Origin of the sequence: Nocardiopsis akebiae, assembly GCF_018316795.1 — a bacterium.
GTDB lineage: Bacteria > Actinomycetota > Actinomycetes > Streptosporangiales > Streptosporangiaceae > Nocardiopsis > Nocardiopsis dassonvillei.
On sequence record NZ_CP074132.1, the window covers coordinates 4,846,275 to 4,870,356 of the forward strand.

General features: G+C 71.6%; 20 protein-coding genes. 5 read left to right on the forward strand and 15 right to left on the reverse strand.

Translation table 11 applies throughout. The features are described 5' to 3' along the window. Window positions 1-48: 48 nt before the first annotated feature. The 5 genes from KGD83_RS20755 to uvrB form a co-directional block, all read right to left on the reverse strand. On the reverse strand, window positions 49-1,689 hold the full coding sequence (locus KGD83_RS20755; protein WP_212640761.1) for a CTP synthase: 1,641 nt from the start codon (window positions 1,687-1,689) through the stop codon (window positions 49-51). Between the two features lie 290 nt (window positions 1,690-1,979). Then, window positions 1,980-2,903 (reverse strand): hydroxymethylglutaryl-CoA lyase, encoded by a 924-nt coding sequence (locus KGD83_RS20760; RefSeq protein ID WP_212640762.1) that lies wholly within the window; start codon window positions 2,901-2,903, stop codon window positions 1,980-1,982. 185 nt (window positions 2,904-3,088) lie between these two features. Further along, complete coding sequence (locus tag KGD83_RS20765; RefSeq protein ID WP_212640763.1) at window positions 3,089-4,084, reverse strand: GNAT family N-acetyltransferase; 996 nt, start codon at window positions 4,082-4,084, stop codon at window positions 3,089-3,091. A 430-nt stretch (window positions 4,085-4,514) separates the two neighbouring features. After that, window positions 4,515-4,967 (reverse strand): DUF3060 domain-containing protein, encoded by a 453-nt coding sequence (locus KGD83_RS20770; RefSeq protein WP_212640764.1) that lies wholly within the window; start codon window positions 4,965-4,967, stop codon window positions 4,515-4,517. 201 nt (window positions 4,968-5,168) lie between these two features. Next, window positions 5,169-7,268: an excinuclease ABC subunit UvrB gene (gene uvrB / locus KGD83_RS20775; protein ID WP_047867630.1), complete on the reverse strand. Its 2,100-nt coding sequence runs from the start codon at window positions 7,266-7,268 to the stop codon at window positions 5,169-5,171. A gap of 213 nt (window positions 7,269-7,481) precedes the next feature. Between uvrB and KGD83_RS20780 the strand changes: the two genes are divergently transcribed. Then, on the forward strand, window positions 7,482-8,519 hold the full coding sequence (locus KGD83_RS20780; protein ID WP_212640765.1) for a hypothetical protein: 1,038 nt from the start codon (window positions 7,482-7,484) through the stop codon (window positions 8,517-8,519). 177 nt (window positions 8,520-8,696) lie between these two features. On the opposite strand, the gene coaE is transcribed toward KGD83_RS20780, so the two are convergent. The 5 genes from coaE to polA all read right to left on the reverse strand — a co-directional run bounded on the left by coaE (window position 8,697) and on the right by polA (window position 15,220). Next, on the reverse strand, window positions 8,697-9,299 hold the full coding sequence (coaE, locus tag KGD83_RS20785; protein WP_212640766.1) for a dephospho-CoA kinase: 603 nt from the start codon (window positions 9,297-9,299) through the stop codon (window positions 8,697-8,699). 48 nt (window positions 9,300-9,347) lie between these two features. Further along, entirely contained in the window at window positions 9,348-9,866 is a 519-nt protein-coding gene (locus KGD83_RS20790) for a GNAT family N-acetyltransferase (protein ID WP_212640767.1), read from the reverse strand. A 159-nt stretch (window positions 9,867-10,025) separates the two neighbouring features. Next, entirely contained in the window at window positions 10,026-11,516 is a 1,491-nt protein-coding gene (gene rpsA, locus KGD83_RS20795) for a 30S ribosomal protein S1 (protein WP_212640768.1), read from the reverse strand. A 430-nt stretch (window positions 11,517-11,946) separates the two neighbouring features. After that, on the reverse strand, window positions 11,947-12,390 hold the full coding sequence (gene arfB, locus KGD83_RS20800; protein ID WP_212640769.1) for an alternative ribosome rescue aminoacyl-tRNA hydrolase ArfB: 444 nt from the start codon (window positions 12,388-12,390) through the stop codon (window positions 11,947-11,949). A gap of 43 nt (window positions 12,391-12,433) precedes the next feature. Further along, window positions 12,434-15,220, reverse strand: coding sequence for a DNA polymerase I (polA, locus tag KGD83_RS20805; RefSeq protein WP_212640770.1), 2,787 nt, complete (start codon window positions 15,218-15,220; stop codon window positions 12,434-12,436). 135 nt (window positions 15,221-15,355) lie between these two features. Between polA and KGD83_RS20810 the strand changes: the two genes are divergently transcribed. Both KGD83_RS20810 and KGD83_RS20815 read left to right on the forward strand, forming a co-directional pair. Next, window positions 15,356-15,784 carry a PaaI family thioesterase gene (locus KGD83_RS20810; protein ID WP_212640771.1) on the forward strand — a complete coding sequence of 143 codons (429 nt, stop codon included), beginning with the start codon at window positions 15,356-15,358 and terminating at the stop codon, window positions 15,782-15,784. A 543-nt stretch (window positions 15,785-16,327) separates the two neighbouring features. Then, window positions 16,328-17,575, forward strand: coding sequence for an ABC transporter substrate-binding protein (locus tag KGD83_RS20815; protein WP_212640772.1), 1,248 nt, complete (start codon window positions 16,328-16,330; stop codon window positions 17,573-17,575). A gap of 235 nt (window positions 17,576-17,810) precedes the next feature. On the opposite strand, the gene KGD83_RS20820 is transcribed toward KGD83_RS20815, so the two are convergent. The 5 genes from KGD83_RS20820 to KGD83_RS20840 form a co-directional block, all read right to left on the reverse strand. Further along, window positions 17,811-18,911, reverse strand: coding sequence for a glycerate kinase family protein (locus KGD83_RS20820; RefSeq protein WP_212640773.1), 1,101 nt, complete (start codon window positions 18,909-18,911; stop codon window positions 17,811-17,813). A gap of 52 nt (window positions 18,912-18,963) precedes the next feature. Next, window positions 18,964-19,563 (reverse strand): PspA-associated protein PspAB, encoded by a 600-nt coding sequence (pspAB, locus tag KGD83_RS20825; RefSeq protein WP_212640774.1) that lies wholly within the window; start codon window positions 19,561-19,563, stop codon window positions 18,964-18,966. 112 nt (window positions 19,564-19,675) lie between these two features. Then, window positions 19,676-20,599, reverse strand: coding sequence for a zinc metalloprotease HtpX (htpX, locus tag KGD83_RS20830; RefSeq protein ID WP_212640775.1), 924 nt, complete (start codon window positions 20,597-20,599; stop codon window positions 19,676-19,678). A 452-nt stretch (window positions 20,600-21,051) separates the two neighbouring features. Then, on the reverse strand, window positions 21,052-21,330 hold the full coding sequence (pspAA, locus tag KGD83_RS20835; RefSeq protein WP_013152004.1) for a PspA-associated protein PspAA: 279 nt from the start codon (window positions 21,328-21,330) through the stop codon (window positions 21,052-21,054). Beyond that, entirely contained in the window at window positions 21,327-22,109 is a 783-nt protein-coding gene (locus KGD83_RS20840) for a PspA/IM30 family protein (RefSeq protein WP_212640776.1), read from the reverse strand. Before KGD83_RS20840 ends, pspAA begins: the two co-directional genes overlap by 4 nt. 96 nt (window positions 22,110-22,205) lie before the next feature. Between KGD83_RS20840 and KGD83_RS20845 the strand changes: the two genes are divergently transcribed. Both KGD83_RS20845 and KGD83_RS20850 read left to right on the forward strand, forming a co-directional pair. Then, window positions 22,206-22,877: a DUF3043 domain-containing protein gene (locus tag KGD83_RS20845; RefSeq protein WP_212640777.1), complete on the forward strand. Its 672-nt coding sequence runs from the start codon at window positions 22,206-22,208 to the stop codon at window positions 22,875-22,877. A 161-nt stretch (window positions 22,878-23,038) separates the two neighbouring features. Beyond that, window positions 23,039-24,043 carry an aldo/keto reductase family protein gene (locus KGD83_RS20850; RefSeq protein WP_212640778.1) on the forward strand — a complete coding sequence of 335 codons (1,005 nt, stop codon included), beginning with the start codon at window positions 23,039-23,041 and terminating at the stop codon, window positions 24,041-24,043. Window positions 24,044-24,082: the final 39 nt, after the last annotated feature.

Below are 24,082 nucleotides of genomic sequence, written 5' to 3' on the forward strand. Positions count from 1 at the left end.
GGGTTCTCGCCTCTCAGGACTCACTCGTGCCCCGCCCGGCCCCTCTGATCAGGAGTTGTGGTACTCCAGGGCCGCCGAGACCAGTCCGCGGAAGAGCGGGTTGGCCTTGGTCGGGCGGGAACGCAGCTCCGGGTGCGCCTGCGTCGCGACGAAGAACGGGTGGGCGTCCCGGGGCAGTTCGACGTACTCCACCAGCTTGCCATCCGGGGAGAGCCCGGAGAACACCAGACCCGCCTCCTCCAGCTTCGGGCGGTAGGCGTTGTTGACCTCGAAGCGGTGGCGGTGCCGCTCGGAGGCCTCGGCGCTGCCTTCGTAGAGCTCGCGCACCACCGTGCCCTCGCCCAGCGCGGCCGGGTACATGCCCAGGCGCATGGTGCCGCCCATGTCGCGCTCTCCGGCGACGACGTCGGTCTGGTCGGCCATGGTGGCGATGACCGGGTCGGCGGCCTTGTCGTCGAACTCGGTGCTGTTGGCGCCCTCCAGCCCGAGCACGTCGCGGGCGTACTCGATGACGACGGCCTGGAGGCCCAGGCAGATGCCCAGCAGCGGCACGCCGTTCTCACGGGCGTAGCGGATGGCGCCGATCTTGCCCTCGATGCCGCGCACGCCGAAGCCGCCGGGGATGAGGATGCCGTCCGCGCCGTCCAGCTCCGAGGCGGCGCCGGAGGGGCTGGCGCAGTTGTCGCTGGCCACCCAGCGGATGTTGACGCGGGTGTCGGTGGCGAAACCGCCCGCGCGCAGCGCCTCGCTGACCGACAGGTAGGCGTCGGGCAGGTCGATGTACTTGCCGACCAGGGCGATGGTGACCTCGTGGTCGGGCTGGTGCACGCGGCGCAGCAGCTCGTCCCACTCGGTCCAGTCCACGTCCCGGAAGGGCATGCCCAGGCGGCGCACGACGTAGGCGTCCAGGCCCTCGCGGTGCAGGACCTTGGGGATGTCGTAGATCGAGGGGGCGTCGGGGGTGGAGACCACCCCGGCCTCGTCCACGTCGCACATGAGGCTGATCTTGGACTTCAGGCTCTGCGTGATGGGGCGGTCCGAGCGGCACACGATGGCGTCGGGCTGGATGCCGATGCTGCGCAGGGCGGCCACGGAGTGCTGGGTGGGCTTGGTCTTCATCTCGCCGGACGGGCCGAGGAAGGGGATGAGGGACACGTGCAGGAAGAAGCAGTTGTCCCGGCCGATCTCGTGGCGGATCTGGCGGACCGCCTCCAGGAAGGGCTGCGACTCGATGTCGCCGACCGTGCCGCCGATCTCGGTGATGACGATGTCGACGTCGGGGGCGTCCATCGCGTAGATGCGCGCCTTGATCTCGTTGGTGATGTGCGGGATGACCTGCACGGTGTCGCCGAGGTAGGCGCCCTGGCGCTCCTTGGCGATGACGCTGGAGTAGATCTGGCCGGTGGTGACGTTGGCCGTGGCGGACAGCTCGGTGTCCAGGAAGCGCTCGTAGTGGCCGACGTCCAGGTCGGTCTCGGCCCCGTCGTCGGTGACGAAGACCTCGCCGTGCTGGAAGGGGTTCATCGTCCCCGGGTCGACGTTGAGGTAGGGGTCGAGCTTTTGCATGGTGACCCGCAGGCCGCGCGACTTCAGGAGTCGTCCCAGGCTGGAAGCGGTCAGGCCTTTACCGAGACTGGAGGCGACGCCGCCGGTAACGAAAAGGTGCTTGGTACTCGCGGCGGATGCCAAAGTGGTGCTCCCGTGGGTTGAGTGGCTACGGCGGGCTCGGATCGGGCTGAGCGGCCGTGCGGCGGTCCGGTTGCGGGCGGTTGGTTTCGTCGCTCCGGCCGCCGGACTCCACGGGGCACCAGGATAACAGGCACCCCGGATGTCCACACCCGGGGACACCTCCGTACACCCCCGGGTTCCCTCCCGTCACCAGCGTGATCGCCTTGCCCACAGCGGTTCGGGCCGCGCGGAAACTGTTCGCGGCTCCCTGCCCGGGGCTGCGCGGGCAGGGCGACGAACACCACACCGGGTCAGGCCGGAAAGGCGCCGGCGCGGCCCAGGTAGGCGGGCGGCTGCTTGCCCAGGCGCTGGCCCATCCACTCGCCCAGGGCGGCGGCACCGGAGAGGCTGATCCCGGTGTGCAGGCCGCTGCGGTGCAGCGCGTACAGAAGGTCCTCGGTGGCGATGTTGCCGGTGGCGGCGGGGGCGAAGGGGCAGCCGCCGAAGCCGCCCAGGCTGGAGTCGAGCACCCGCACGCCCGCGTCCACGGCCGCGAGCGCGTTCGCGTAACCGGTGTTGCGGGTGTTGTGAAAGTGACAGCGCAGCGCGCGTCCGTCCGCGACCTCGCCGACGGCGGTCACGAGTTCCCCCACCTGCCGGGGCACGCCCACACCGATCGTGTCGGCCAGGGCGATCTCCACAGCACCCGTGTCGGCGATGCGGCGGACCACCTCCACCACGCGTTCGGGCGCCACCTCGCCGTCGAAGGGGCAGCCGAACGCGGTGGAGACGGTCACGCTCAGCGGGATGCCCGTGCCCTCCAGCGCGGTGTCGATGTCGGCCAGGGTGCCGAGCATCTCCTCGACGGTGCACCCCTGGTTGCGGACGCAGAACCCGTCGGTGGCGGGCACGGCGACGTTGACCTCCGACACCCGCGCGGCCACCGCGCGGTCCAGGCCGCGCCGGTTGAGGACCAGCCCGGTGTGGGAGACTCCCGGCGCGCGCGTGACACCCGCCATGACCTCCTCTGCCCCGGCCATCTGGGGGACGCGCTTGGGGTTGACGAAGCTGACCGCCTCGATCCGGCGCACCCCGGCGGCCACCGCGCGGTCGATCAGTTCGACGCGGTCCTCGACCGAAAGGGTTCTCGCCTCGTTCTGGAGGCCGTCGCGCGGCCCCACCTCGACGATCTCGACGTGCTCCGCGCCCTCGGGCCCGCTGTCGCTGGCAGCCATCGTCCGTCCCCTTCCACGCGCCGTTGCGTCAGCGCAAGGGTAGTGGAGCGCCCGTCGGCGGACCCGCACCGGGCCGCGCCCCCGTCGTCCACAGGCACCGGAACGCCGCTGGCGCGGGACGGGGGGAGCGCGGTCTACTGGATACCGGGGGGCCGCCCCGGCCCCCCGGCTTCGTGCCGCCCGGATCAGCGCAGGGCGAGCGCGGGGCGGACCTCCCAGGTCGTCCACACCGGGCGGTACCCCATGCGGTGCCAGAACGGCCCCGACAGCGGGTTCATCGCCGCGTAGTTGAGCACCGAGACGCCCACACCGTGGCTGTCCAGGGCCTGGTGCGCCTGGCCCACCAGCGCCGTGCCGATCCCGCTGCCGCGCTCCGCGGCGGTCACCACCCCGTAGCCGATGTGCGCGATCGGGCGCGCGTTGACCAGCGACTTGGCCCAGCGCGAACGCTCGGGCGGGGACACCCACAGCAGGCCCACGGCGCGACCGCGCCGTTCGGCCAGCCAGATCCAGGACCGGGAGCGGTTCAGCGCCCGGGCGGCCACCTCACGGGTCTGCTCTGCGGTGTCGGGTTGCAGGAACACCCCGCCGAAGTGCTGCTCGTAGCGGTGTTCCTCCATGAGGAGGCCGACCACCTGGGTCAGGTCGCTGCGGTCGGCCAGCCGGATGGTCACGTCGCGCGGCGGCAGCGACGGGGGCACGCCGCGGCGGCGCTGGCGGGCGGCCAGCACGGTGTAGGGCTGCAGGCCGTGGCGCTGGAGCGGGATGATGCCGCACACGTCGCGGGCGGGCCAGCTCACCAGGGCCGCCGACTCCGAACCGGTGCCGGTCGGCAGGTCCTCCAACTGGTCGCGCCAGCTGGTCAGCAGCGAGTCCAGGGCGCGGCCGGGGTCGGGCCCGCCCACGATGGGGGTGAGCCAGTGCTGGTCGGGCACGCCCCATATCCGGCCGACCTCGCCCGGCTGGTACCAGGTGTAGTGCATGGTTCCGGCGGCGACGGCACGGCCGTCCTCGTCGCTGACGGTCAGGAGGGGATAGGAGCCCGCAGCGAAGTTGACCGGTTCGGGCAACAGCGAATCCACGGCCGCCCAGCGCTGGGCGGCCGAACTCACCAACGGGTCCAGGCCGACGTCGCCCCCGGGCGACTCATCATGCCGCACCCGTGCGACATAACCGCTCATCCACCCCTCCCCTAGCGGGTCCTCACGTCGAACGCGCGCCCTCGGAACGGCTCCGGCAGGGCGCGTGCGCCGCCCCTGGGCCGTCGTGCCGCCCCGGCGGGACAGGCCACACCGCGGGCGGAACGAAACGACCGTACCGCCTCAGAACCGACCAGGAGGACGAAACAGCCAACTGCAACCAAGAATTCACTGCGCGTCGCCGCGCCCGCTCGGCCTCGGCGTCCCGCGCCGCATTCCCCGCGCGCGCACGGACGCGCACCACCGTAACGGATCGAAGGTCACTCTCGGACGCCGGGGCGGTCAACGCTCCGACACGAACCCCCGGCGCGGACGGCATCCCCGGGCACGGGCCCCAGCACGAACTCCCCGGCACGAATCCCCCGGCACCAACCCTCCGGCGCGGACCTCCCCGCATACGCCGCCCGCGGGGTCACCGCTGCGCCGCGCCGCCCTCGGCCACGGTGGTGTTGCGCCCGTGGTTGATCACCTCGGGCTCACCAGCGGCGAAGGAGATCCTGTTGTCCACTCCGACCAGCACGATCTTGTCGGCCGAGCCCACGTCGACGGTGGAGCCGCGACCGGTGGCGCGCACCAGCCCGCACTCGCCGTGCAGCACGACGACGGCGTCGTCCGCGGTGACGACGACCTCGCGCTCACCGCAGTCCTCGCTCACCTCGGCACCGTCGTCGACGACGATGAGCAGGTCCTCGGTGCTGACGTTGTGCTTGGGCATGTCGGGCTCGTCCTCGTCGGAGGCGCCCTGGGTGCCCGGAGCACCGTTGGGCGGCTCGACGTCCTCGTGCCCGAAGGCCAGACCACAACCGGGAAGGAGGGCGGTGATCAGCAGACCGCCGCCCGCGGCCACGAGAAGCCGAACTCTCATGTTCTCCCCCACAACCGGATAACCGGCAATTGCGACATACGGCTTGCGCGAAGCCAAGAGTATGTCACGCGGAGGTAACTATGCGACCTCACCGTTCTCAAAACGTATCTCTTTCGAGATGTGGGTGCCGCCCCGTTCCCGGTGCCCTCAGAGAATCCCAACGTCCCCAGGGCTGAAAACACTACTCCACAGGCACTCGCGTCACTTCACTCCCGCCGCGTCCATGCCGCGCAGCTCACGCTTGAGCTCGCCGATCTCGTCGCGCAGCCGGGCCGCCAGCTCGAACTGGAGGTCGGTCGCCGCCTGGTGCATCTGCTCGCTCAGCTGCTCGATGAGCCCGGCCAGCTCCGCACGCGGCATGGCGGACACGTCCGCCGAACGCTCGCCCAGCGCGGGCACCGGCGCCCGGCCGCCCCGACCCCCCGAGCTGCGGTACCCGGTGGCCATGAGCTCCTCGGTGTCCACGTCCTCGCGGTTGAGCGCGTCCAGGATGTCGGCGATCTGCTTGCGCAGCGGCGTGGGGTCGATCCCGTGCTCGGCGTTGTAGGCCAGCTGCTTGTCCCGGCGCCGGTTGGTCTCGTCGATGGCCGCCCGCATTGAGTCGGTGACGTTGTCGGCGTACATGTGCACCTGGCCCGCGACGTTGCGCGCCGCGCGCCCGATCGTCTGGATCAGCGAGGTCTCCGAGCGCAGGAAGCCCTCCTTGTCCGCGTCAAGGATCGCCACCAGCGACACCTCGGGCAGGTCCAGGCCCTCGCGCAGCAGGTTGATGCCCACCAGCACGTCGAACTCGCCCACGCGCAGCTCGCGCAGCAGCTCCACGCGGCGCAGCGTGTCCACCTCGCTGTGCAGGTAGCGCACCCGGATGCCCAGTTCGGTGAAGTAGTCGGTGAGGTCCTCCGACATCTTCTTGGTGAGCGTGGTGACCAGCACCCGCTCGTCGCGCTCGGCGCGCACCCGGATCTCGTGGACCAGGTCGTCGATCTGCCCGTCGGTGGGTTTGACCAGCACCTCGGGGTCGACCAGCCCGGTGGGGCGGATGACCTGCTCGACCACCTCGCCGCCGCCCTGGCGCAGCTCGTAGCGGCCCGGAGTCGCGGACAGGTAGACGCTCTGCCCGATGCGCTCGGTGAACTCCTCCCACTTCAGCGGCCGGTTGTCCAGCGCCGAGGGGAGCCGGAACCCGTGCTCGACCAGGGTGCGCTTGCGCGCGGCGTCGCCCTCGTACATCGCGCCGATCTGCGGGACGGTCACGTGCGACTCGTCCAGCACCAGCAGGAAGTCCTCGGGGAAGTAGTCCAGGAGCGTGTTGGGCGGGCTGCCCGGCTCACGGCCGTCGAAGTGCCGCGAGTAGTTCTCGATGCCCGAGCAGGTGCCGAGCTGGCGCATCATCTCCAGGTCGTGGGTGGTGCGCATGCGCAGGCGCTGCGCCTCCAGCAGCTTGCCCTGGGCCTCCAGCTCGGCCAGCCGCTCGCCCAGTTCCGCCTCGATGGTGGCGATCGCCCGCTCGGTGCGCTCCTCGCCGGCCACGTAGTGCGAGGCGGGGAAGATGAACATCTCCCGGCTCTCGCCCAGCACCTCGCCGGTGAGCGGGTGCAGGGTCAGCAGGCGTTCGACCTCGTCACCGAACATCTCGATGCGGATCGCCAGCTCCTCGTAGACCGGGATGATCTCGATGGTGTCGCCGCGCACCCGGAACGTACCGCGCGTGAACGCGGTGTCGTTGCGGGAGTACTGCATCTCCACCAGGCGGCGCAGCAGGTCGTCGCGGTCGACCTCCATGCCCACCGCCAGCTGCGCCATCCGGTCCACGTACTCCTGCGGGGTGCCCAGGCCGTAGATGCACGAGACCGAGGCGACCACGATCGTGTCCCTGCGCGTGAGCAGCGAGTTGGTGGCCGAGTGGCGCAGCCGCTCGACCTCGTCGTTGATGGAGGAGTCCTTCTCGATGAAGGTGTCGCTCTGCGGGACGTAGGCCTCGGGCTGGTAGTAGTCGTAGTACGACACGAAGTACTCGACGGCGTTGTTGGGCAGCATCTGGCGCAGCTCGTTGGCGAACTGCGCCGCCAGGGTCTTGTTGGGCTGCATCACCAGGGTGGGCCGCTGGAGCTGCTCAACCGTCCACGCCACGGTCGCCGTCTTGCCGGTGCCGGTCGCGCCGAGCAGCACCGTGTGCGGCTCCCCGTCCCGCACCCTCCTGCTGATCTCGGCGATCGCGCCCGGCTGGTCCCCCGCCGGGGTCATCTCCGAGATCACCTCGAAGGGCGCCTCGCTGCGTTTGATGTCGCTGACCGGTCGCACGTCGCCTCTTCTCCCGTCGAAGGCGGGCCGCCCCCGCTGGCCCGCGTGTCCCTCACCCCTAACGCTACAGACCGCGTACGACATCCCTTCCCGGCCGAGGGCGCGGAGTTACCATCGAGACCAGCGCTCTGCGTCCGAAGCGAGGTGGCAGCCGTGTCACACCCCTCCAGACCGACCTTCGACCCGGGTCTCCCCCCGCGCGCGGTCGCGCGCATGAGGGCCCGTCCCGAGAAACTGCTCCCGGCCGCGGCCCGCCCGCGGCGCGGGCCCACCTGGCGCCAGGGCGCCGCGATCACGGCCGCGGGGTGCACCTCCCTGGCCGCCGTCGCCCTGCTCTCCCCGGCGGCGGGAGCCGTCCTGGTGGCCCTGCTCTGCCTGGGGACGACCGCGGCCGTCCTCGGCCTGGCCTCGCTGCGGGGCTCCTTCACCGACGACTGGGCCGACCTGGTCATGCACGCCTTCTGGGCGCTGCCCGCCTCCACCGTGGGCGTCCTGGGCGCCCGGACGCTGCTCGACCAGGCGTTCGGTCCGCTCGGCGCCGTCGTTCCCGGCGACCCCGCGACCGCCGTCCTCTACCTGACCGCCGCCGCGGGCGGCGCCGGGACCATCCTGCGGCCCGGCATGGTCGCCCGTCTGGCCTCGGAGCACGCCGACCGGTACGTGCTGCCCCAGGACTTCGGCCGCACCCACGGCTACGCCTCCCGTACCGAGGAGCCCGAGGCCCACCTGTTCGCCGCGCTCCAGCAGGCCACCGACCGGGTGGAGGAGGGCGTGCGGGTGCTCGGCGACTCCTTCGACGCCGCCCAGACCCTGCCGCTGCTGCGCGAGGAGGAGTGGAAGCTGGCCCAGGAGCTGCTGCGGCTGCGCTCCCTGCGCAGGGAGCTGCTGGTGCGTCGGCGCGAGGCAGTGTCCGAGCAGGTCACCCGGGCCCTGCAACCGCAGGAGGAAGCGGTGGCCCGCGCCACCGAGGCGCTCGACGAGCGGGTCGGGGTGCTGACCGGTTACGGCGACCGGGTGCACGCGGCGGTGACCGCGCACCGCGAGTGGGAGCAGTGCCAGGAGATCGCCGACCGCGCCGGTGACTACGCGGACCTGGCGCTGTTCTCGGCGCGGGAGCGGCTGCGCCCCCAGGAGATCGACGACAGCCTGCTCAGCGTGGAGGCCGCGCACTCGGTCCGCGAGGAGCTGGTGCGCGAGGCCGTGGCCGCCGGCTCGTCCCTGTCCGAGGTCCTGCAACGCGGACGGGAGTGACGGGAGCGGGGCGGTGCCGGGCCGGCGGGGGCAGGTCGAGGACGGCCTCGGGGCGGTCCGCCGGCGTGAGGACCCGGCGGCGCGGGGAACCGCTGAGCAGGCCGTGGAGGCCGCCGGGAGTGGACGCCGTCGGGTGTGGAACGCCGCGGGCTCTCCGACGGGTCGGGAAAGGGCGCGCTACCGGGAGCGCTCGACGAGTTCGCGCCAGAGCTGGGCCACGCGCTCCGTCAGCTCCTCGCGGGTGCCGGAGTTGTCCACCACCAGGTCGGCGGCGGCCAGGCGGGTGTCCCGGTCGGCCTGCGCGCGGATGCGGGCCCGCACCTGCTCACGGGGCATGCCGCGGTTGGCGGCGACCCGCTCCACCCGAACCTCGTCGGGGGCGTCCACCACGACCACCACGTCGTAGAGCGGACCCAGGCCGTTCTCCACCAGCAGCGGGACGTCGTAGACCACGACCTCCACACCGGAGGCCACCGCCTCTTCCATGAGCTGGGAGCTGCGCTCGCCCACCAGGGGGTGCACGATGGCGTTGAGCCTGGCCAGGCTGGCCTCGTCTGCGAAGACGATCTCCCCGAGCCGGGGCCGGTCCAGGCGCCCGTCGGGGGTGAGCACCTGTTCGCCGAACTCGGCGACGACGGCCTCCAGGCCCGGCGTGCCGGGTTCGACGACCTCCCGGGCGATGGCGTCGGCGTCGACCACGGTGGCGCCGTAGGCGGCCAGTTCGGTCGCGACCGCGCTCTTGCCCGAGCCGATCCCGCCGGTGAGTCCCACTGTGAGCATGTCGGAAACCCTAGACCGCCGCCCGCGTCCGCGTCATGGCGCCCCCGTCTACCGCGCGGCCCGCGCGGCGCCGTCCGGGCGCGCTTCGGCCGGGGCGAGCTCCTTGCGCATGTGCACCATGACCAGGTGTTCGGCGACGCGCTCGCGGGAGGTCTCGGCGTATCCCAGGCCGCGGTAGAGCCGCTGCTGGCCGGTGTCCTGGGCTCCCGCGGACAGGGTCAGCGCGGTCAGGCCGGGGTGACGTCCGCGCAGGCGGCCCTCCAGGTCGGCGAGCAGCGCCCGAGCGATCCCCCGGCGGCGCAGGTCGGGCACGACCGCCAGGCGGGAGACCACCGCGCTGGTGCCCAGCACCCGCGCCCGCACCGAGCCGACCAGGCGGGTTCCGGCGACCGCCTTGAGCACGAGGGTGTCTTCCTGTCCCAGAAGTCTCTCCACCCTCTCCAGGCTCTCGGTGAGGGCCAGCACGAACGGGTCGCCGAAGGCCTGGGCCTCGTCGACGAACGCCGCGCGCTGGAGGGTGAAGACCTCGCCCGCGTCGGCGGGGGCGGCCGGGTGGATGTCGAACACGTCGCCTCCTGAAGGGCCCCTCCGTCGGGGCACGCCACGAGCCTAGCCCCCGGCACCGCGGGTGCCGCGGGACCCGGCCGGGGCCGGGCACGGCGAAGGGCCGCCCCCTCCGGAGAGGGGACGGCCCGAACAGCTTCTCAGCGTGTCCTCGGAGGCTGTTTAGGCCTCGCCACCCGCGAGCTTCTCGCGCAGGGCGGCCAGGGCCTCGTCGGAGGCCAGGGCGCCGCTGGAGGACTCCGAGCCGGACGAGCTGCTGCTCTGTCCGCCACCGGTGTAGTCGTCCTCCTCCACCGGGGCAGGAGCGTTGGCGGCGTCGGCCTCGGCCGCGCGCGCCTCCTCGACCTGCTTGCGGTGCGCCTCGAACCGGGCCTGGGCCTCGGCGTAGCTGCGCTCCCACTCGTCGCGCTGGGCCTCGAAGCCCTCGAGCCACTCGCCGCTGTCCGCGTCGAAGCCCTCGGGGTACTTGTAGTTGCCCTGCTCGTCGTACTCCGCGGCCATGCCGTAGAGGGTGGGGTCGAAGTCCACCTGGTCCGGCGAGACGCTCTCGTTGGCCTGCTTCAGCGAGAGGCTGATGCGGCGGCGGTCGAGGTCGATGTCGATGATCTTGACGAAGATCTCGGTGCCGACCTGGACGACCTGCTCGGGCACCTCGACGTGGCGCTCGGCCAGCTCGGAGATGTGGACCAGGCCCTCGATGCCCTCCTCGACGCGCACGAACGCACCGAACGGAACCAGCTTGGTGACCTTGCCGGGAACGACCTGGCCGATCTGGTGGGTCCGGGCGAACTGCTGCCACGGGTCTTCCTGGGTCGCCTTGAGCGACAGGGAGACGCGCTCGCGCTCCATGTCCACGTCGAGAACCTCGACGGTGACCTCCTGGCCGACCTCGACGACCTCGCTGGGGTGGTCGATGTGCTTCCAGGACAGCTCGGAGACGTGCACCAGGCCGTCGACGCCGCCCAGGTCCACGAACGCACCGAAGTTGACGATCGAGGAGACCACACCCTTGCGGATCTGGCCCTTCTGGAGGGTGTTGAGGAAGGTCTGGCGGACCTCGGACTGGGTCTGCTCCAGCCAGGCGCGGCGGGACAGGACCACGTTGTTGCGGTTCTTGTCCAGCTCGATGATCTTCGCCTCGAGCTCGCGGCCGACGTAGGGCTGCAGGTCGCGCACACGGCGCATCTCGACCAGGGAGGCGGGCAGGAAGCCGCGCAGACCGATGTCGAGGATGAGACCGCCCTTGACGACCTCGATGACGGTGCCGGTGACGACGCCGTCCTCCTCCTTGATCTTCTCGATCGTGCCCCAGGCGCGCTCGTACTGGGCGCGCTTCTTGGACAGGATCAGGCGGCCTTCCTTGTCCTCCTTCTGGAGGACGAGGGCCTCGACCTGGTCACCGACGGCAACGACCTCGCCGGGGTCGACGTCGTGCTTGATCGAGAGTTCCCGTGAGGGAATCACACCCTCGGTCTTGTAGCCGATGTCGAGCAAGACCTCGTCTCGATCGACCTTCACGATGGTGCCCTCGACAATGTCACCGTCGTTGAAGTACTTGATGGTCTCGTCGATCGCCGCGAGGAAGGCTTCCTCGGACCCGATGTCGTTGACCGCTACCTGGGGTGTCGAGGTGGCCTCGGTGCTGCTCGTCATGTGTGGGTGGACTCCGGATACGGACAGATTCAGAAAGATGGTCACATCGCGGGTTCGAACCCGTCGATCCGTCGTCCGAGGAGCGGAGCCGAGGCGGCGATGAGCCGCCTGGACACCAATCGCCAGGTGCAGGGTGTCGACCGGAGCGGCGCGGTCGCGCCGACCCCTACCGGAGACAGCGGACGCACGCGGGAACCCACAACGCTCCCGCCAGAATATGAGACAAGGGCGTCCTGGTCAATCGGAACCCAGGGCCGCCAACCCGGCGTAGGTCGCAATGGCGGCAATTTACCCGAGCATGGCGGTCAAGATCAACTGGGGGGTAGCCCCACGTCCGAACGGGGGTTTCGTTCCCTCGGGACGGCCGCGGCGGCGGCCCGGGGCACGGGCGCGGAAGGCTGGAAGAAAAAGTGCGAAGGGCCGGTTACGGTCAGTCCGCGGAAGGTTTGGAGCGTGACCGTTTGATGGCGCTCCGTTGTTTCTTGGCGTCCAGGCGGCGCTGTTTGGCCCTGCGGCTCGGACGGGTCGCCCTGCGCTCGCGGGCGGGCGGCGCGATCGCCTCCTCCAGCAGCGCGGCCATCCGCTCCCGGGCCTCGGCCCGGTTGCGCGCCTGCGAGCGGTGGGTCTGCACGGTGACCGTGAGCACGTCCCCGACCAGCCGCCCCCGGAGCCGCTCCAGCGCGCGCTGGCGCCGCGTGCCGCCCAGGCCGGGGCAGGCCGCCACGTCCAACGAGAGCGACACCCGGGTGTCGGAGGTGTTGACGTGCTGGCCGCCGGGTCCCGAGGAGCGTGAGAAGCGCCACGTGAGGGCGTCGGCGGGAACGGTGACCGGTCCCGCGCTCAGCCCCTCTTCGGCCGTGCTCCGTGTCGTCACCGTCCCCCGCCTTCCCGTCGTGCGCGGGCCGCGCGGCCCCTGTTCAGTGCGCGGCGTCGTGCCAGTTCTGGCCGCTGCCGACCGAGACGGCCAGCGGCACACGCAGATCATAGGCGGAGCTCATCTCGCGCGTCACGATGTTTTCGACCTCCCCGCGCTCGCCGGGCGCGACCTCCACCACGAGTTCGTCGTGCACCTGGAGCAGGACCCGGGAGGCGAACCCGCCCCCGGTGAGGGCCGCGTCGACCTTGAGCATGGCCACCTTGATGATGTCGGCGGCCGACCCCTGGATCGGCGCGTTGAGCGCCATCCGCTCGGCCATCTCCCGTCGCTGGCGGTTGTCGCTGGTCAGGTCGGGCAGGTAGCGGCGCCGCCCCAGGATGGTCTCGGTGTAGCCGACCCGGCGGGCCTCCTCGACCACGGCGTTGAGGTAGTCGCGCACCCCGCCGAACTCGGCGAAGTAGTCCTCCATGAGGCGTTTGGACTCCTCCGGCGTGATCCCCAGCTGCTGGGACAGGCCGTAGGCGCTCAGCCCGTAGGCCAGGCCGTAGCTCATGGCCTTGATCCTGGACCGAGCCTCGCCGTCCACCTGCTCGACCTCGACGTCGAAGATCTGCGCGGCCATCTGCGCGTGGAAGTCGTAGCCGCTGTTGAAGGCGTCGATCAGCGCCTGCTCGCCCGACAGGTGCGCCATGATGCGCAGCTCGATCTGGCTGTAGTCGGCGGTGAGCAGCTCCTCGTAGCCCTCCCCCACCACGAACGCGCGGCGGATGCGCCGCCCCACGTCGGTGCGCACGGGGATGTTCTGGAGGTTGGGGTCGGTGGAGCTCAGGCGTCCGGTCGCCGCCACCGTCTGGTTGAAGGTGGTGTGGATGCGGCCGTCGTCGGCGACGGTCTTGATCAGCCCCTCGACCGTGGTGCGCAGCTTGGTCTGGTCGCGGTGGTGCAGCAGGACCGCGGGCAGCTCGTTGTCGGTCTGGGCGGCCAGCCAGGCCAGCGCGTCGGCGTCGGTGGTGTAGCCCGTCTTGATCTTCTTGGTCCTGGGCAGGCCCAGGTCCTCGAACAGCACCTGCTGGAGCTGCTTGGGCGAGCCGAGGTTGAACTCGCGCCCCACGATCTCGTGCGCGCGCTCCACCGCGACCCGGCCCGCTGCGGCGAACTCGCCCTGGAGCTCCTCCAGGTAGGCCCGGTCGGCGGCGATCCCGGCGCGCTCCAGGCGGGCCAGCACGTCCACCAGCGGCAGTTCGACCTCGTGCAGCAGGTGGGTGCCGCCGCGCTTGTCGAGTTCGGCGGAGAGCACCCCGGCCAGGTCGCGGGTGGCGCTCGCGCGCACGGCCAGCAGGTGCTGGCGGCCCGAGCCCGCCCCGTCCTCGCCGCCCAGGTCCAGGGTCAGCTGGTCGCCGGAGGAGTCCTCCTCCAGCTCCCGGCCCAGGTACTTGCGGCACAGGTCCGCCAGGTCGAAGCGGCGCTGTCCCGGCTGGACCAGGTAGGCGGCCAGGGCGGTGTCGCTGACCACCCCGCCCAGTTGCCAGCCGTGCGCGCCCAGTGCCAGCAGGGCGCCCTTGTACTCGTGCACGGCCTTGGGGCGGCGGGGGTCGGCCAGGAAGTCCGCCAGCGCCTCGGTGTCGGCGGGGTCCAGGGCGGTGGGGTCCACGAACACGGCGTCGCCGGAGGGCACGCTGATGGCCAGCGCGTCCACCCGGCCGGTGCCCTGCCCCCAGGCGCCGTCCAGGGCCAGTCCGGCGGGGGCGGTGGGCGTGAGGGTGTCGGAGGCCGCGTCGTCGGGGGCGGCGTGCGCGGCCAGCCAGGGGGCCAGCCCGCCGGTCCCGGCCACGGTCAGTTCGACGCGGAAGCCCTCGACCGCCTCGGTCCCCGTCTCCCCGGAGCCGTCCTCGGGCAGGCGGACGACGGCGTAGAGGCGCTCGCGCAGGTTGGACGCGAACTCCAGGTTGTCGAAGAGCGCGTCGATCCCGGTGCGGTCGGCCTCGCCCAGGGCCAGGGCGGTGACCTCGGCCTCCAGCTCCACGTCCGTGGCCAGCCGGTTGAGCCGCTGGTTGCGCAGGACGTCGTCCAGGTGGTCGCGGAAGCTCTGCCCGGCCTTGCCGGTGAGCTCGTCGGCGTGGGCGACCAGCTCGTCCAGGGACCCGTACTTGGTGATCCACTTGGCGGCGGTCTTGGGGCCCACGCCCGGCACGCCGGGCAGGTTGTCGGCCTTCTCCCCCACCAGCGCGGCCAGGTCGCGGTAGCGCTCGGGGGTGACCCCGTACTTGTCCTCGACCGCGGCGGGGTCCATCCGCCGCAGGTCGGACAGGCTCTTGCCCGGGTACAGGACAGTGCAGGAGTCGGTGACCAGCTGGAAGGCGTCGCGGTCGCCGGAGGCGATGAGCACCTCCATCCCGGCCTCGCCGCCCTGGTGGGCCAGGGTGGCGATGACGTCGTCGGCCTCGAACCCTGGGGCGGACAGGTTGGCGACGCCGATCAGCCTCATCAGGTCCTGGGTGAGCGGCACCTGGGAGGGGAACTCCGGCGGGGTGTCGGATCGGCCGTCCTTGTACTCGGCGTACTCCTCGTGCCGGAAGGTGGGGCCGGACAGGTCCCAGGCCACCGCGACGTGGGTGGGCTCCTCGTCGCGCAGCAGCTTGACCAGCATCGACGCGAAGCCGTACACGGCGTTGGTCGACTGCCCGGTACTCGTGCCGAACTTGTCCACCGGGAGCGCGAAGAACGCGCGGAAGGCCATCGAGTGGCCGTCCAGGAGGAGGAGCCGGGGGCGCCCGCCGCCGTCGCCGGTCCGGGTTTTCTGGTCGGGGGTCTCTCGCTTGGTCACCACAGGTGAATCCTAGGATGCGACGGAGACACTTCGCGGCCATACCGCGAGGGCAGTGACACGACGGCGGGGACGCCGCCCCCGGTCCGGCGCGGCCCGTGCCCGGCCGCGGCGGGGTCCCGAGGAGGCGGAGGGAATATGACGACGGACTCCGAGGCGATGCGGCGGATGCTCGACACGGGCGCGCTCGCGGGCGGTCTGGGCGAGCGCATGGGCATAGAGGTGACGGAGGCGTCCGCCGAGCGCGTGGTGGGCCGGATGCCGGTGGAGGGCAACGTCCAGCCGTTCGGGCTGCTGCACGGCGGCGCGTCGTGCGTGCTGGCCGAGACCCTGGGGTCGATCGGCGCAACGGCCCACGCCTCCCGGTTCGGCAAGGTCGCGGTCGGCATCGAGATCAACGCCACGCACCACCGCTCGGCCACGGAGGGGCACGTGACCGGTGTGGCCACACCCGTGCACCTGGGCCGGACGCTGGCCACGTGGGACATCACCATCACCGACGACGGCGGCCGGAAGGTGTGCACCTCCCGGCTCACGTGCATGCTGCGCGAACTGCCGGGGGCGTAGCGGGGGCCCGGCCGCCCGGAAGGCCGCAGGCGGGTCCGCCGGGGTCGGCGGCGGTCGCCGCCCGGAGCAGCTGCCGACCGCTCCGGACGGGCCCAGCGGGGTGGTCGTCCCTTCTTCGCCGCGGATAGCGGTCAAGGGTTTTCTCGTTTTAAGGAAGGACCGCTTCACACTCGCGTGTAGTACGTCTGTAACTTTTGCAACGCGCCCGCAACTTTCCTCCGGCCCGGCCGCCGCCCTTGACGACCGGAGCGCGTCGCACCTGATCATCGCGACACTTCGCTACTCCGCGAGCACGGAAAGCTGTGTTCTGTACAGAGGCGAAACGCCGGATGTCGATGATGACTACAGAGCCATAACAGCCTGACGGCGAGTCGGCACCAACGCCCGTTCCGTCCTTTCCGCGCCAGAACTTTCATGATTAAGCTCCGCTAACGCTCCTGATTAAGTCATGCCACACATCACGGACATTCAGGACGCGCATGCTCATGGCACGGCTGCCCCGCGCAGCACGTGCTTCGCCGGTTGAACGGAGTGACCACGATCATGGCTAGCAAGAAGGTCCTAGGCCTCACTGCCGCAACCGCGGCCCTTGTCCTCGGCCTGACCGCGTGTGGCAGCGACGGCGGCGAGGGAGGCGGCGGCGGTGAGGGCGGTGAAGAGTTCACCTACGGCATCCTCTACCCGCAGACCGGCAACCTCGCCTTCCTGGGCCCGCCCCAGATCACGGCCGCCCAGTACGCGATCTCCGAGATCAACGCCGCGGGCGGCATCCTCGGCACCGAGGTCCCCGCCATCGTCGAGGGCGACGAGGCGGGCGACAACGCCCAGGCCAACGAGGCCGCCAACAACCTCGTCTCCGACCAGGTGAACGCCGTCATCGGCGCCGCGGCCTCCGGCATGACGCAGGCGACCTACGACACCATCACGGGTTCCGAGATCGTCCAGTGCTCGGGCTCCAACACCGCCGCCGAGCTCAGCGAGATCGAGGACAACGGCTACTACTTCCGCACCGCGCCGAGCGACCTGCTCTCCGCGGTCGTGATGGCCCGCACGATGGTCGAGAACGGCAACCAGAACATCGCCATCGTCGCGCGCGCCGACGACTACGGCGGCGGCTACGCGGGCGCCCTCCAGACGGAGCTGGAGAACCTGGGCGCCCAGGTCGTGGTCAACGAGACCTACGACCCGCTGGCCACCACCTTCGACTCGGTCGTCAACAGCGTCACCGCCGAGGAGCCGGACGCCGTCGCGCTCATCGCCTTCGAGGAGGGCGCGCAGGTCATCGCCCAGCTCCTGGAGGGCGGCGCCGAGGGCGAGCAGCTCTACGTCACCGACGGCCTCAACGACCCGAACCTGGGCGAGACGGTCAGCGCCGACGACCCCGAGAGCGTCACCGGCATCACCGGTATCGCCCCGAGCGCGGACAACCCCGAGTTCACCGAGGGCCTGACCAGCTTCAACGAGGAGCTGGAGGTCTTCCAGTTCGCCCCGCAGGTCTACGACTGCGTCACCGTGATCGCCCTGGCCGCCGAGGCCGCGGGCAGCGTGAACCCGTCCGAGTACGTCGCCGAGCTGCCCAACGTCAGCCGTCCCGAGGGCACCGAGTGCGGCACCTTCGAGGAGTGCCGCGACCTGCTGGCCGACGGTGAGGAGATCAACTACCAGGGCGTCAGCGGCAACATCGACTTCAACGACAACGGCGACCCGACCGCCGCCACCTTCGAGATCTTCCACTACGGGGAGGACGGCCACGAGATCCTGGCCTACGAGGAGCACTCCCTGGAGGAGTAGCGGCGACGGTTCGTAGCGGCCCCCGCCGCGCACGGACCCCTCAGTCACGGCGCGGTCCGTGACGACGCACGGCAGCGGCGCCCCGGGAGCGGGTTCTCCCGGGGCGCCGCTTCGCGTGTGCGCGCCCCGCGGAGCGAGGGCGCGGGCCGAGCGCGGGGAACGCGGAGAGGGGCGGTCCGCCCCCTCCGTGTCCGGCGGGGGCCGGTCTCAGCCCGAACCCGGCCTCACCGGGGGCTCAGCGGGCCCAGCGGCGGGCGATGTCGGCGGCCAGGGCGCGCAGTTCGTCCGCGGAGCGGGTCATGGCGGCCTCGACCGAGCCCGAGGACTCCACGAGGGAGTAGGTCTCGGTGATCCCGGCGGCGGCCGCCTCGGCGCGGCCGACCTTGACCGCGCCCGCGGTGACCACGCAGGGGACGCCGTGCTCGTTGGCGGCCCGGGCGACGCCGTGGGGCAGCTTGCCGCGCAGCGACTGGGAGTCGAAGGAGCCCTCTCCGGTGATGACCAGGTCGGCCCCCGCGAGGCGGTCGGTCAGACGCACGGAGTCCAGGACGCGGCTGATGCCCGACTCGACGGTGCCGCCGAGCAGGAGCAGGGCGAAGCCCAGACCGCCCGCGGCTCCGGCGCCGGGGGCGTCGCGGACCTCGCCGCCGGGGTCGACGCGGTCGGCGAAGGCGGTCAGTGCGGCGTCCAGGCGCTGCACCTGGTCGGGGTCGGCGCCCTTCTGGGGCCCGAAGACGGCGCTGGCCCCGTGGACGCCCAGCAGGGGGTTGTCGACGTCGGTGGCGGCGACGACACGGACCCCGGTCACGGCCCGGCGGGCCGCGTCGAGGTCGACGTCGCCGGGGTCGGCCAGGGAGCCGCCGCCGTGGCTCAGGCGGTCGGCGGGGGTGGCGCCCAGGGCGGCCAGGAGACCGGCCCCGGCGTCGTTGGTGGAGCTGCCGCCGAGTCCGACGACGACGGTGCGGGCGCCGGAGCGGACCGCGTGGGCGACCAGCTCGCCGACGCCGTGGGTGGTGGTGCGGCCGGGGTCGCGGTCACCGGAGGGCACCAGGTGCAGACCGCAGGCCTGGGCGCTCTCCACGTAGGCGGTGTCGCCGTCCAGGAGGTACTCAGCGGTCACGGGCGCGCCGAGGGGGCCGGTCACCTCGGTCCGGTGCACCTCGCCGCCGAGGGCCGTGTGCAGGACCTCGACGAAGCCGGGGCCGCCGTCGGAGAGCGGCAGCAGGTCCGTCGTGGCGGAGGGATCGGTCCGGTGCCAGCCGTCGGCGACCGCCTGCGCGGCTTCGAGGGCGGAGAGGGTACCGGCGAACTTGTCAGGAGCGATGAGGATACGCACCGGACCAGTGTGCCAGGCCACATTCCTCCCGGCGGGGGGTACCCCCCGCTGGTCAGAGGCCGGGTGCCCCGTAGACGGGGAACCAGCGGGATCGGTCCTCCTCCAGGGGCAGGTCCCGGCCGATGGCGGCCTCGGCCTGGAGTTCCAGGGCGTTGTCCCTGCGGCCGCCGTCGCCGACCGGGGCGAAGGGGTAGAAGGTGCCGCGCTTGTAGAGGTAGACCAGCCCCAGCGAGCGCGTGCCGTCGGTGAAGCCGACCAGGGAGCACAGGAGGGAGGGCCCGTAGCCGTTGGCCTCCAGGGTGGAGTTGACGGCGTGCAGGTCGGTCACCAGGCCGGTGATATCGGGGTCGGCGGCTCCGTCCGGGCCCCGGGCCGGGTCGGCCGAGCGCACCACCAGCCAGGTGTAGCCGTAGTCGTCGGTGACCTGTTCGACGGGCGTCCCCCCGTCTGCGTTGAGCAGCTCGGTGACGTCGCGTTCCAGGTCGGCGAAGGCGGCGCCCTCGGTGGCGCGGAAGGCGACGGAGCCGGTGCCGGTGGGCGTGAAGCCCGCGGCGGCACGCAGGGTGACCGACGCGGAGGGCAGGCCGAACAGGGCGTCGAGGTCGGGCTGGGCCGGTTCGGAGCGCCCGAACAGCGCTCGCCAGAAACTCATCGTGGCCGGTCCTCTCTCGTGGTCGTGTCGGTCGCGCGCGGACCGGATCGGGCCCCGTGTCCGCCCGCGCGGATCGGTGCCGCCGTCACCTCCGGCGGCCACGCGGACGTGGTCAGCGCCCCTGCCCGAGCTGGCGCGAGATGTCGGACAGCTGCTCCAGCCGCTGCTGCACCGGCGGGTGTGTGGCGACCAGCTGGCTGAAGCTGAACCCCTTGCGGGAGGAGGCCGGAGCGAAGAAGAAGGCGTTGAACGGCTCCGCCTGGCGCAGGTCGCGGGTGGGGATGCGGGACATGTCGCCGGTGATCTTGGTCAGGGCGCTGCCCAGCACGGACGGGCGCCCGGTGAGGTAGGCGGCGGCGCGGTCGGCCGACAGCTCCCGGTAGCGCGACAGCGCCCGGGTGAGCAGGAAGCTGAGCGCCCAGGCCGCGGCGCTGACGGCCACGACGAGCAGGGCGACCACGGCCGGTGCGGGCCCGTTGTTGTTGTTGCCGCGCGTCGCCCCGGCGAACATCGCGAAGCGCAGTCCGGCCTGGGTGAGGAACCCGGCCACGATGCCCAGGAACCCGGCGACGGTCATCACCATGACGTCGCGGTGGGCGATGTGGGACAGCTCGTGCGCCAGGACCGCCTCCAGCTCGGGGCCGTCGAGGCGGCGCATGAGGCCGGTGGTCACGCACACGACCGCGGACTTCTCGTTGTGCCCGGTGGCGAAGGCGTTGGGCACGTCGGTGTCGGCGATCCCCACGCGGGGCTTGGACATGTCCGCCATGGCGCACAGCCGGTCGACGAGGGCGTGCAGCTCGGGCGCCTGCTCCGGGGAGACCTCCTTGGCGCCCATGGCGAACATGGCGATCCTGTCGGAGGCGAAGTAGCTGAACAGCGCGAACCCGGCGACGATGAGCAGCACCAGCCACACGTTGAGGCCCACGAGGACCAGCCCGACGACGAAGGCCGCGTAGACCAGGACGAGCAGGCCCATGGTCGTCACCATGCGGGCGGTCAGTCCCCGGTCAGGTCTGAACTTGGATCCGGCCATGCCGTAGTCCCCTCCGCCGACGCGTCGACTGACTCGGAGTGTAGTTCGCCCAGGTGAGAAACGGTATGAGGTGGTCCGCCCGCCGCGTGTTCGCCGACCGCGCCCGCTGCCGGCCCCGCGGAGCCGGTGCGGCCTCCCCGGCGGACCGTCCCCGCGCGCCGCGGGTTCCCGTCCTCCCACCTTCCCTCCACCACGTCCAACGGACGGGGTCCCGCCGCGGTTCCTGGGGCGGGGGCGGCGCACGCCACACGAGGTCCGTCACGGGCGGCCCGGACGGGCGCGCACGGCCCCCGGGCACGCGAAAGCCGCCGTGACACGTGGTCACGGCGGCCCGGAAACGCGCGCGCAGGCACCGAGCGCCGCACCGGCGGACCGGAATCCGGCCCGCAGTGCGCACTCACCGGTCCGGACGCACCTGGACGGAGGCGGCGCGCCGGACGGAGGACCCGGTCCTAACCGGGGATGAGGCCGTCGTCCTGGAGCATCTCCCGCACCTCTTCCATGGTGGCGTCGGCGTGCGGGAGGATGAACTGCGAGGGCTCCAGCGCGTCGGGCGGCAGCGGCCGACCGTCCTCGCGGACCCTCTCCAGGAGGTCGTGCAGGGCACGGCGGAACGTGGCCTCGTCACCCGACTCGATCGCCGACTCCAGCGCGGAGTCGAAGGAGTTGAGCAGCTCCAGGTCGGCGTCGGTGAGGTCGAGCTGTCCCTCACCCATGATGCGGACGATCACGCGCCCTCCCGGTTACCGGTGCCGCCGGTGTTCCCGGCGCCGTTGCCGCCCTCGATCTGGGGGGTGGAACCGCCGCTGCCCTGGCCGAGCTCCATCTTCATGCGCTCCAGCTCGGCCTCGACGCCGGTGGTGCTGGCCATGCGGTCCAGCTCGCTCTGGATGTCGTCCCGGCCGGTGCCGGTGACGTCGTCGAGCGCGCCCGACGCGAGCAGCTCGTCCACGGCGCCCGCGCGGGCCTGCATCTCGGCGGTCTTGTCCTCGGCGCGCTGGACGGCCATGCCGACGTCGCCCATCTCCTCGGAGATGCCCGAGAAGGCCTCGCTGATCTGCGTCTGGGCCTGGGCGGCGGTGTAGTTGGCCTTGATGGTCTCCTTGCGCGTGCGGAAGGCGTCCACCTTGGTCTGGAGGCGCTGGGCCGCCATCGTGAGCTTCTGCTCCTCGCCCTGGAGGTTGGCGTGCTGCCCGCGCAGGTCCTCGATCTGCTGGGACAGGCCGGAGCGGCGGGTCAGGGCCTCTCGGGCGAGGTCCTCGCGCCCCTGCGTCAGGGCGGCGCGGCTCTGGTTCTCCAGCTTGCCGGCCTGCTGCTCCAGCTGCTGGATCTGGAGCTCGACGCGCTTGCGGGAGGTCGCGACGTCGGCCACACCGCGCCGCACCTTCTGTAGGAGCTCGAGCTGCTTCTGGTACGAGTAGTCGAGCGTTTCCCTTGGGTCCTCGACCGAATCCAAGGCCTTGTTGGCCTTGGACCTGAAGATCATCGAAAGTCGCTGAAACACGCTCATCGGCGTGGCCGTCCCCTTCTCGGTGCGTACATCGGCTGTTCCCAGCGGGCGCTTTGCCCAACCCTACGCGCTCTGGCCCGCGGTCGCCATAAAGCTATGACCGGCTACCCTGTGGGTGTGTTCCGACGTCGCTCCGCTTCCGCAGCCACGGATCCGGCCTCCGCCGAATCCACCAGCCCTGAGGCCACTGAGTCCACCCAACCTAAGGGATACACGCCCAAGAAGGGTGTCCCCACCCCAAAGCGCAGGGAATCCGAGCCCAACCCCCGCCGACCGCTCAAGGCGCCCGAGACGCGCAAGGAGGCCTACCAGGCCTACCGGGATCGTCTTGACCGCCAACGCGGGAGGGGCACCGCGAGTTCCGCGATCAAGGGTGTGCCCAAGGACGAGGCCCGCTACTACCGGCAGCAGGACCTCGGCGAGGCCCGGGCGTTCGCCCGCGACTTCGTCGACTCGCGCCGCAGCGCCAGCGAGTTCTTCCTGCCGTTCTCGATCGTGATCATCGCGCTGCTGTTCATCAACAACCCGATGTTCCAGATCGGTGTGGCCTACGTCCTGTGGCCGCTGATGATGGTCACCATCATCGCCGAGGGCGTCATGGTGGGCCGCACGGTCAAGAAGCGCGCCGCCGGGTACTTCCCCGACGACCCCGCCGTCAAGGGCGTCGGGATGTACGCGGCCATGCGCCAGCTCCAGTTCCGCCGCCTGCGCCTGCCCAAGCCGCGGCTCAAGGTCCGCGAGGACCCCACGCCCCGCCACGCGCGCTGACGGCCCCCGCCACCGCCTCCCCGACGACGTGAGCCCGGGCCGGTCCCAGCACCGGCCCCTCACTCCCCGCCGAGTCTCCGTTCCCCTCGAATTGGGAGCGCTTCCAACCGCACGGCGCAGAACCTCGCGAACGGGCACAATCCCCTACTAGAGTGCTCGACATGGAATTTCGGCATCTGGGCAACAGCGGCCTCATGGTCAGCGAGATCGCGTACGGGAACTGGATCACGCACGGCTCCCAGGTCGAGGAGGACACGGCCAAGGCCTGTGTCCGCGCGGCACTGGACGCGGGCATCACCACGTTCGACACCGCCGACGGCTACGCCGGGGGCAGGGCGGAGGAGGTGCTCGGCCGCGCGCTGAAGGGCGAGCGCCGGGACGGGCTGGAGATCTTCTCCAAGGTCTTCTGGCCCACGGGTGAGGGCAAGAACGACCGGGGCCTGTCCCGCAAGCACGTCGTCCGCAGCGTGGAGGACTCCCTGCGCCGCCTGGGGACCGACTACCTGGACCTGTACCAGGCCCACCGGTTCGACTACTCCACCCCGCTGGAGGAGACCGTGCGGGCCTTCGAGGACCTGGTCCGCCAGGGCAAGGTCCTCTACGTCGGCGTCTCAGAGTGGCGCGCCGAGGAGATCGAGCAGGCGCTCAAGATCGCCGACGAGATGGGCTTCGACCGCATCATCTCCAACCAGCCGAAGTACAACATGCTGTGGCGGGTCATCGAGTCCGAGGTCGTCCCGCTCTCCGAGCGCGAGGGCGTCGGCCAGATCGTGTGGTCCCCGCTGGAGGGCGGCGTCCTGAGCGGCAAGTACAAGCCCGGCCAGGAGCTGCCCGCCGGTTCGCGCGCCGCCGACCCCGGCGGCGGCCGCTTCCTGAGCGACCAGATGAAGGACCGGGTCATGCTGGAGCGCGTGCAGCGGCTGGAGCCGCTGGCCGCCGAGGCGGGCCTGACGCTGGCGCAGCTGGCCGTGGCCTGGGTGCTCCAGAACCCGAACGTGTCGGCCGCGATCATCGGCGCCTCACGCCCCGAGCAGGTGGAGGGCAACGTCAAGGCCGCGGGGGTCAGGCTGGACGCCGAGCTGATGGCGAGGATCGACGAGGTCTTGGGCGACAGCGTGCAGCGCGACCCGGCGCTGACCAGGAGCCCCGAGAACATCCGCGGCTAGGCAGTGTTTCTTTGGACCTCCGCTCCGCTTCGGGCCGTG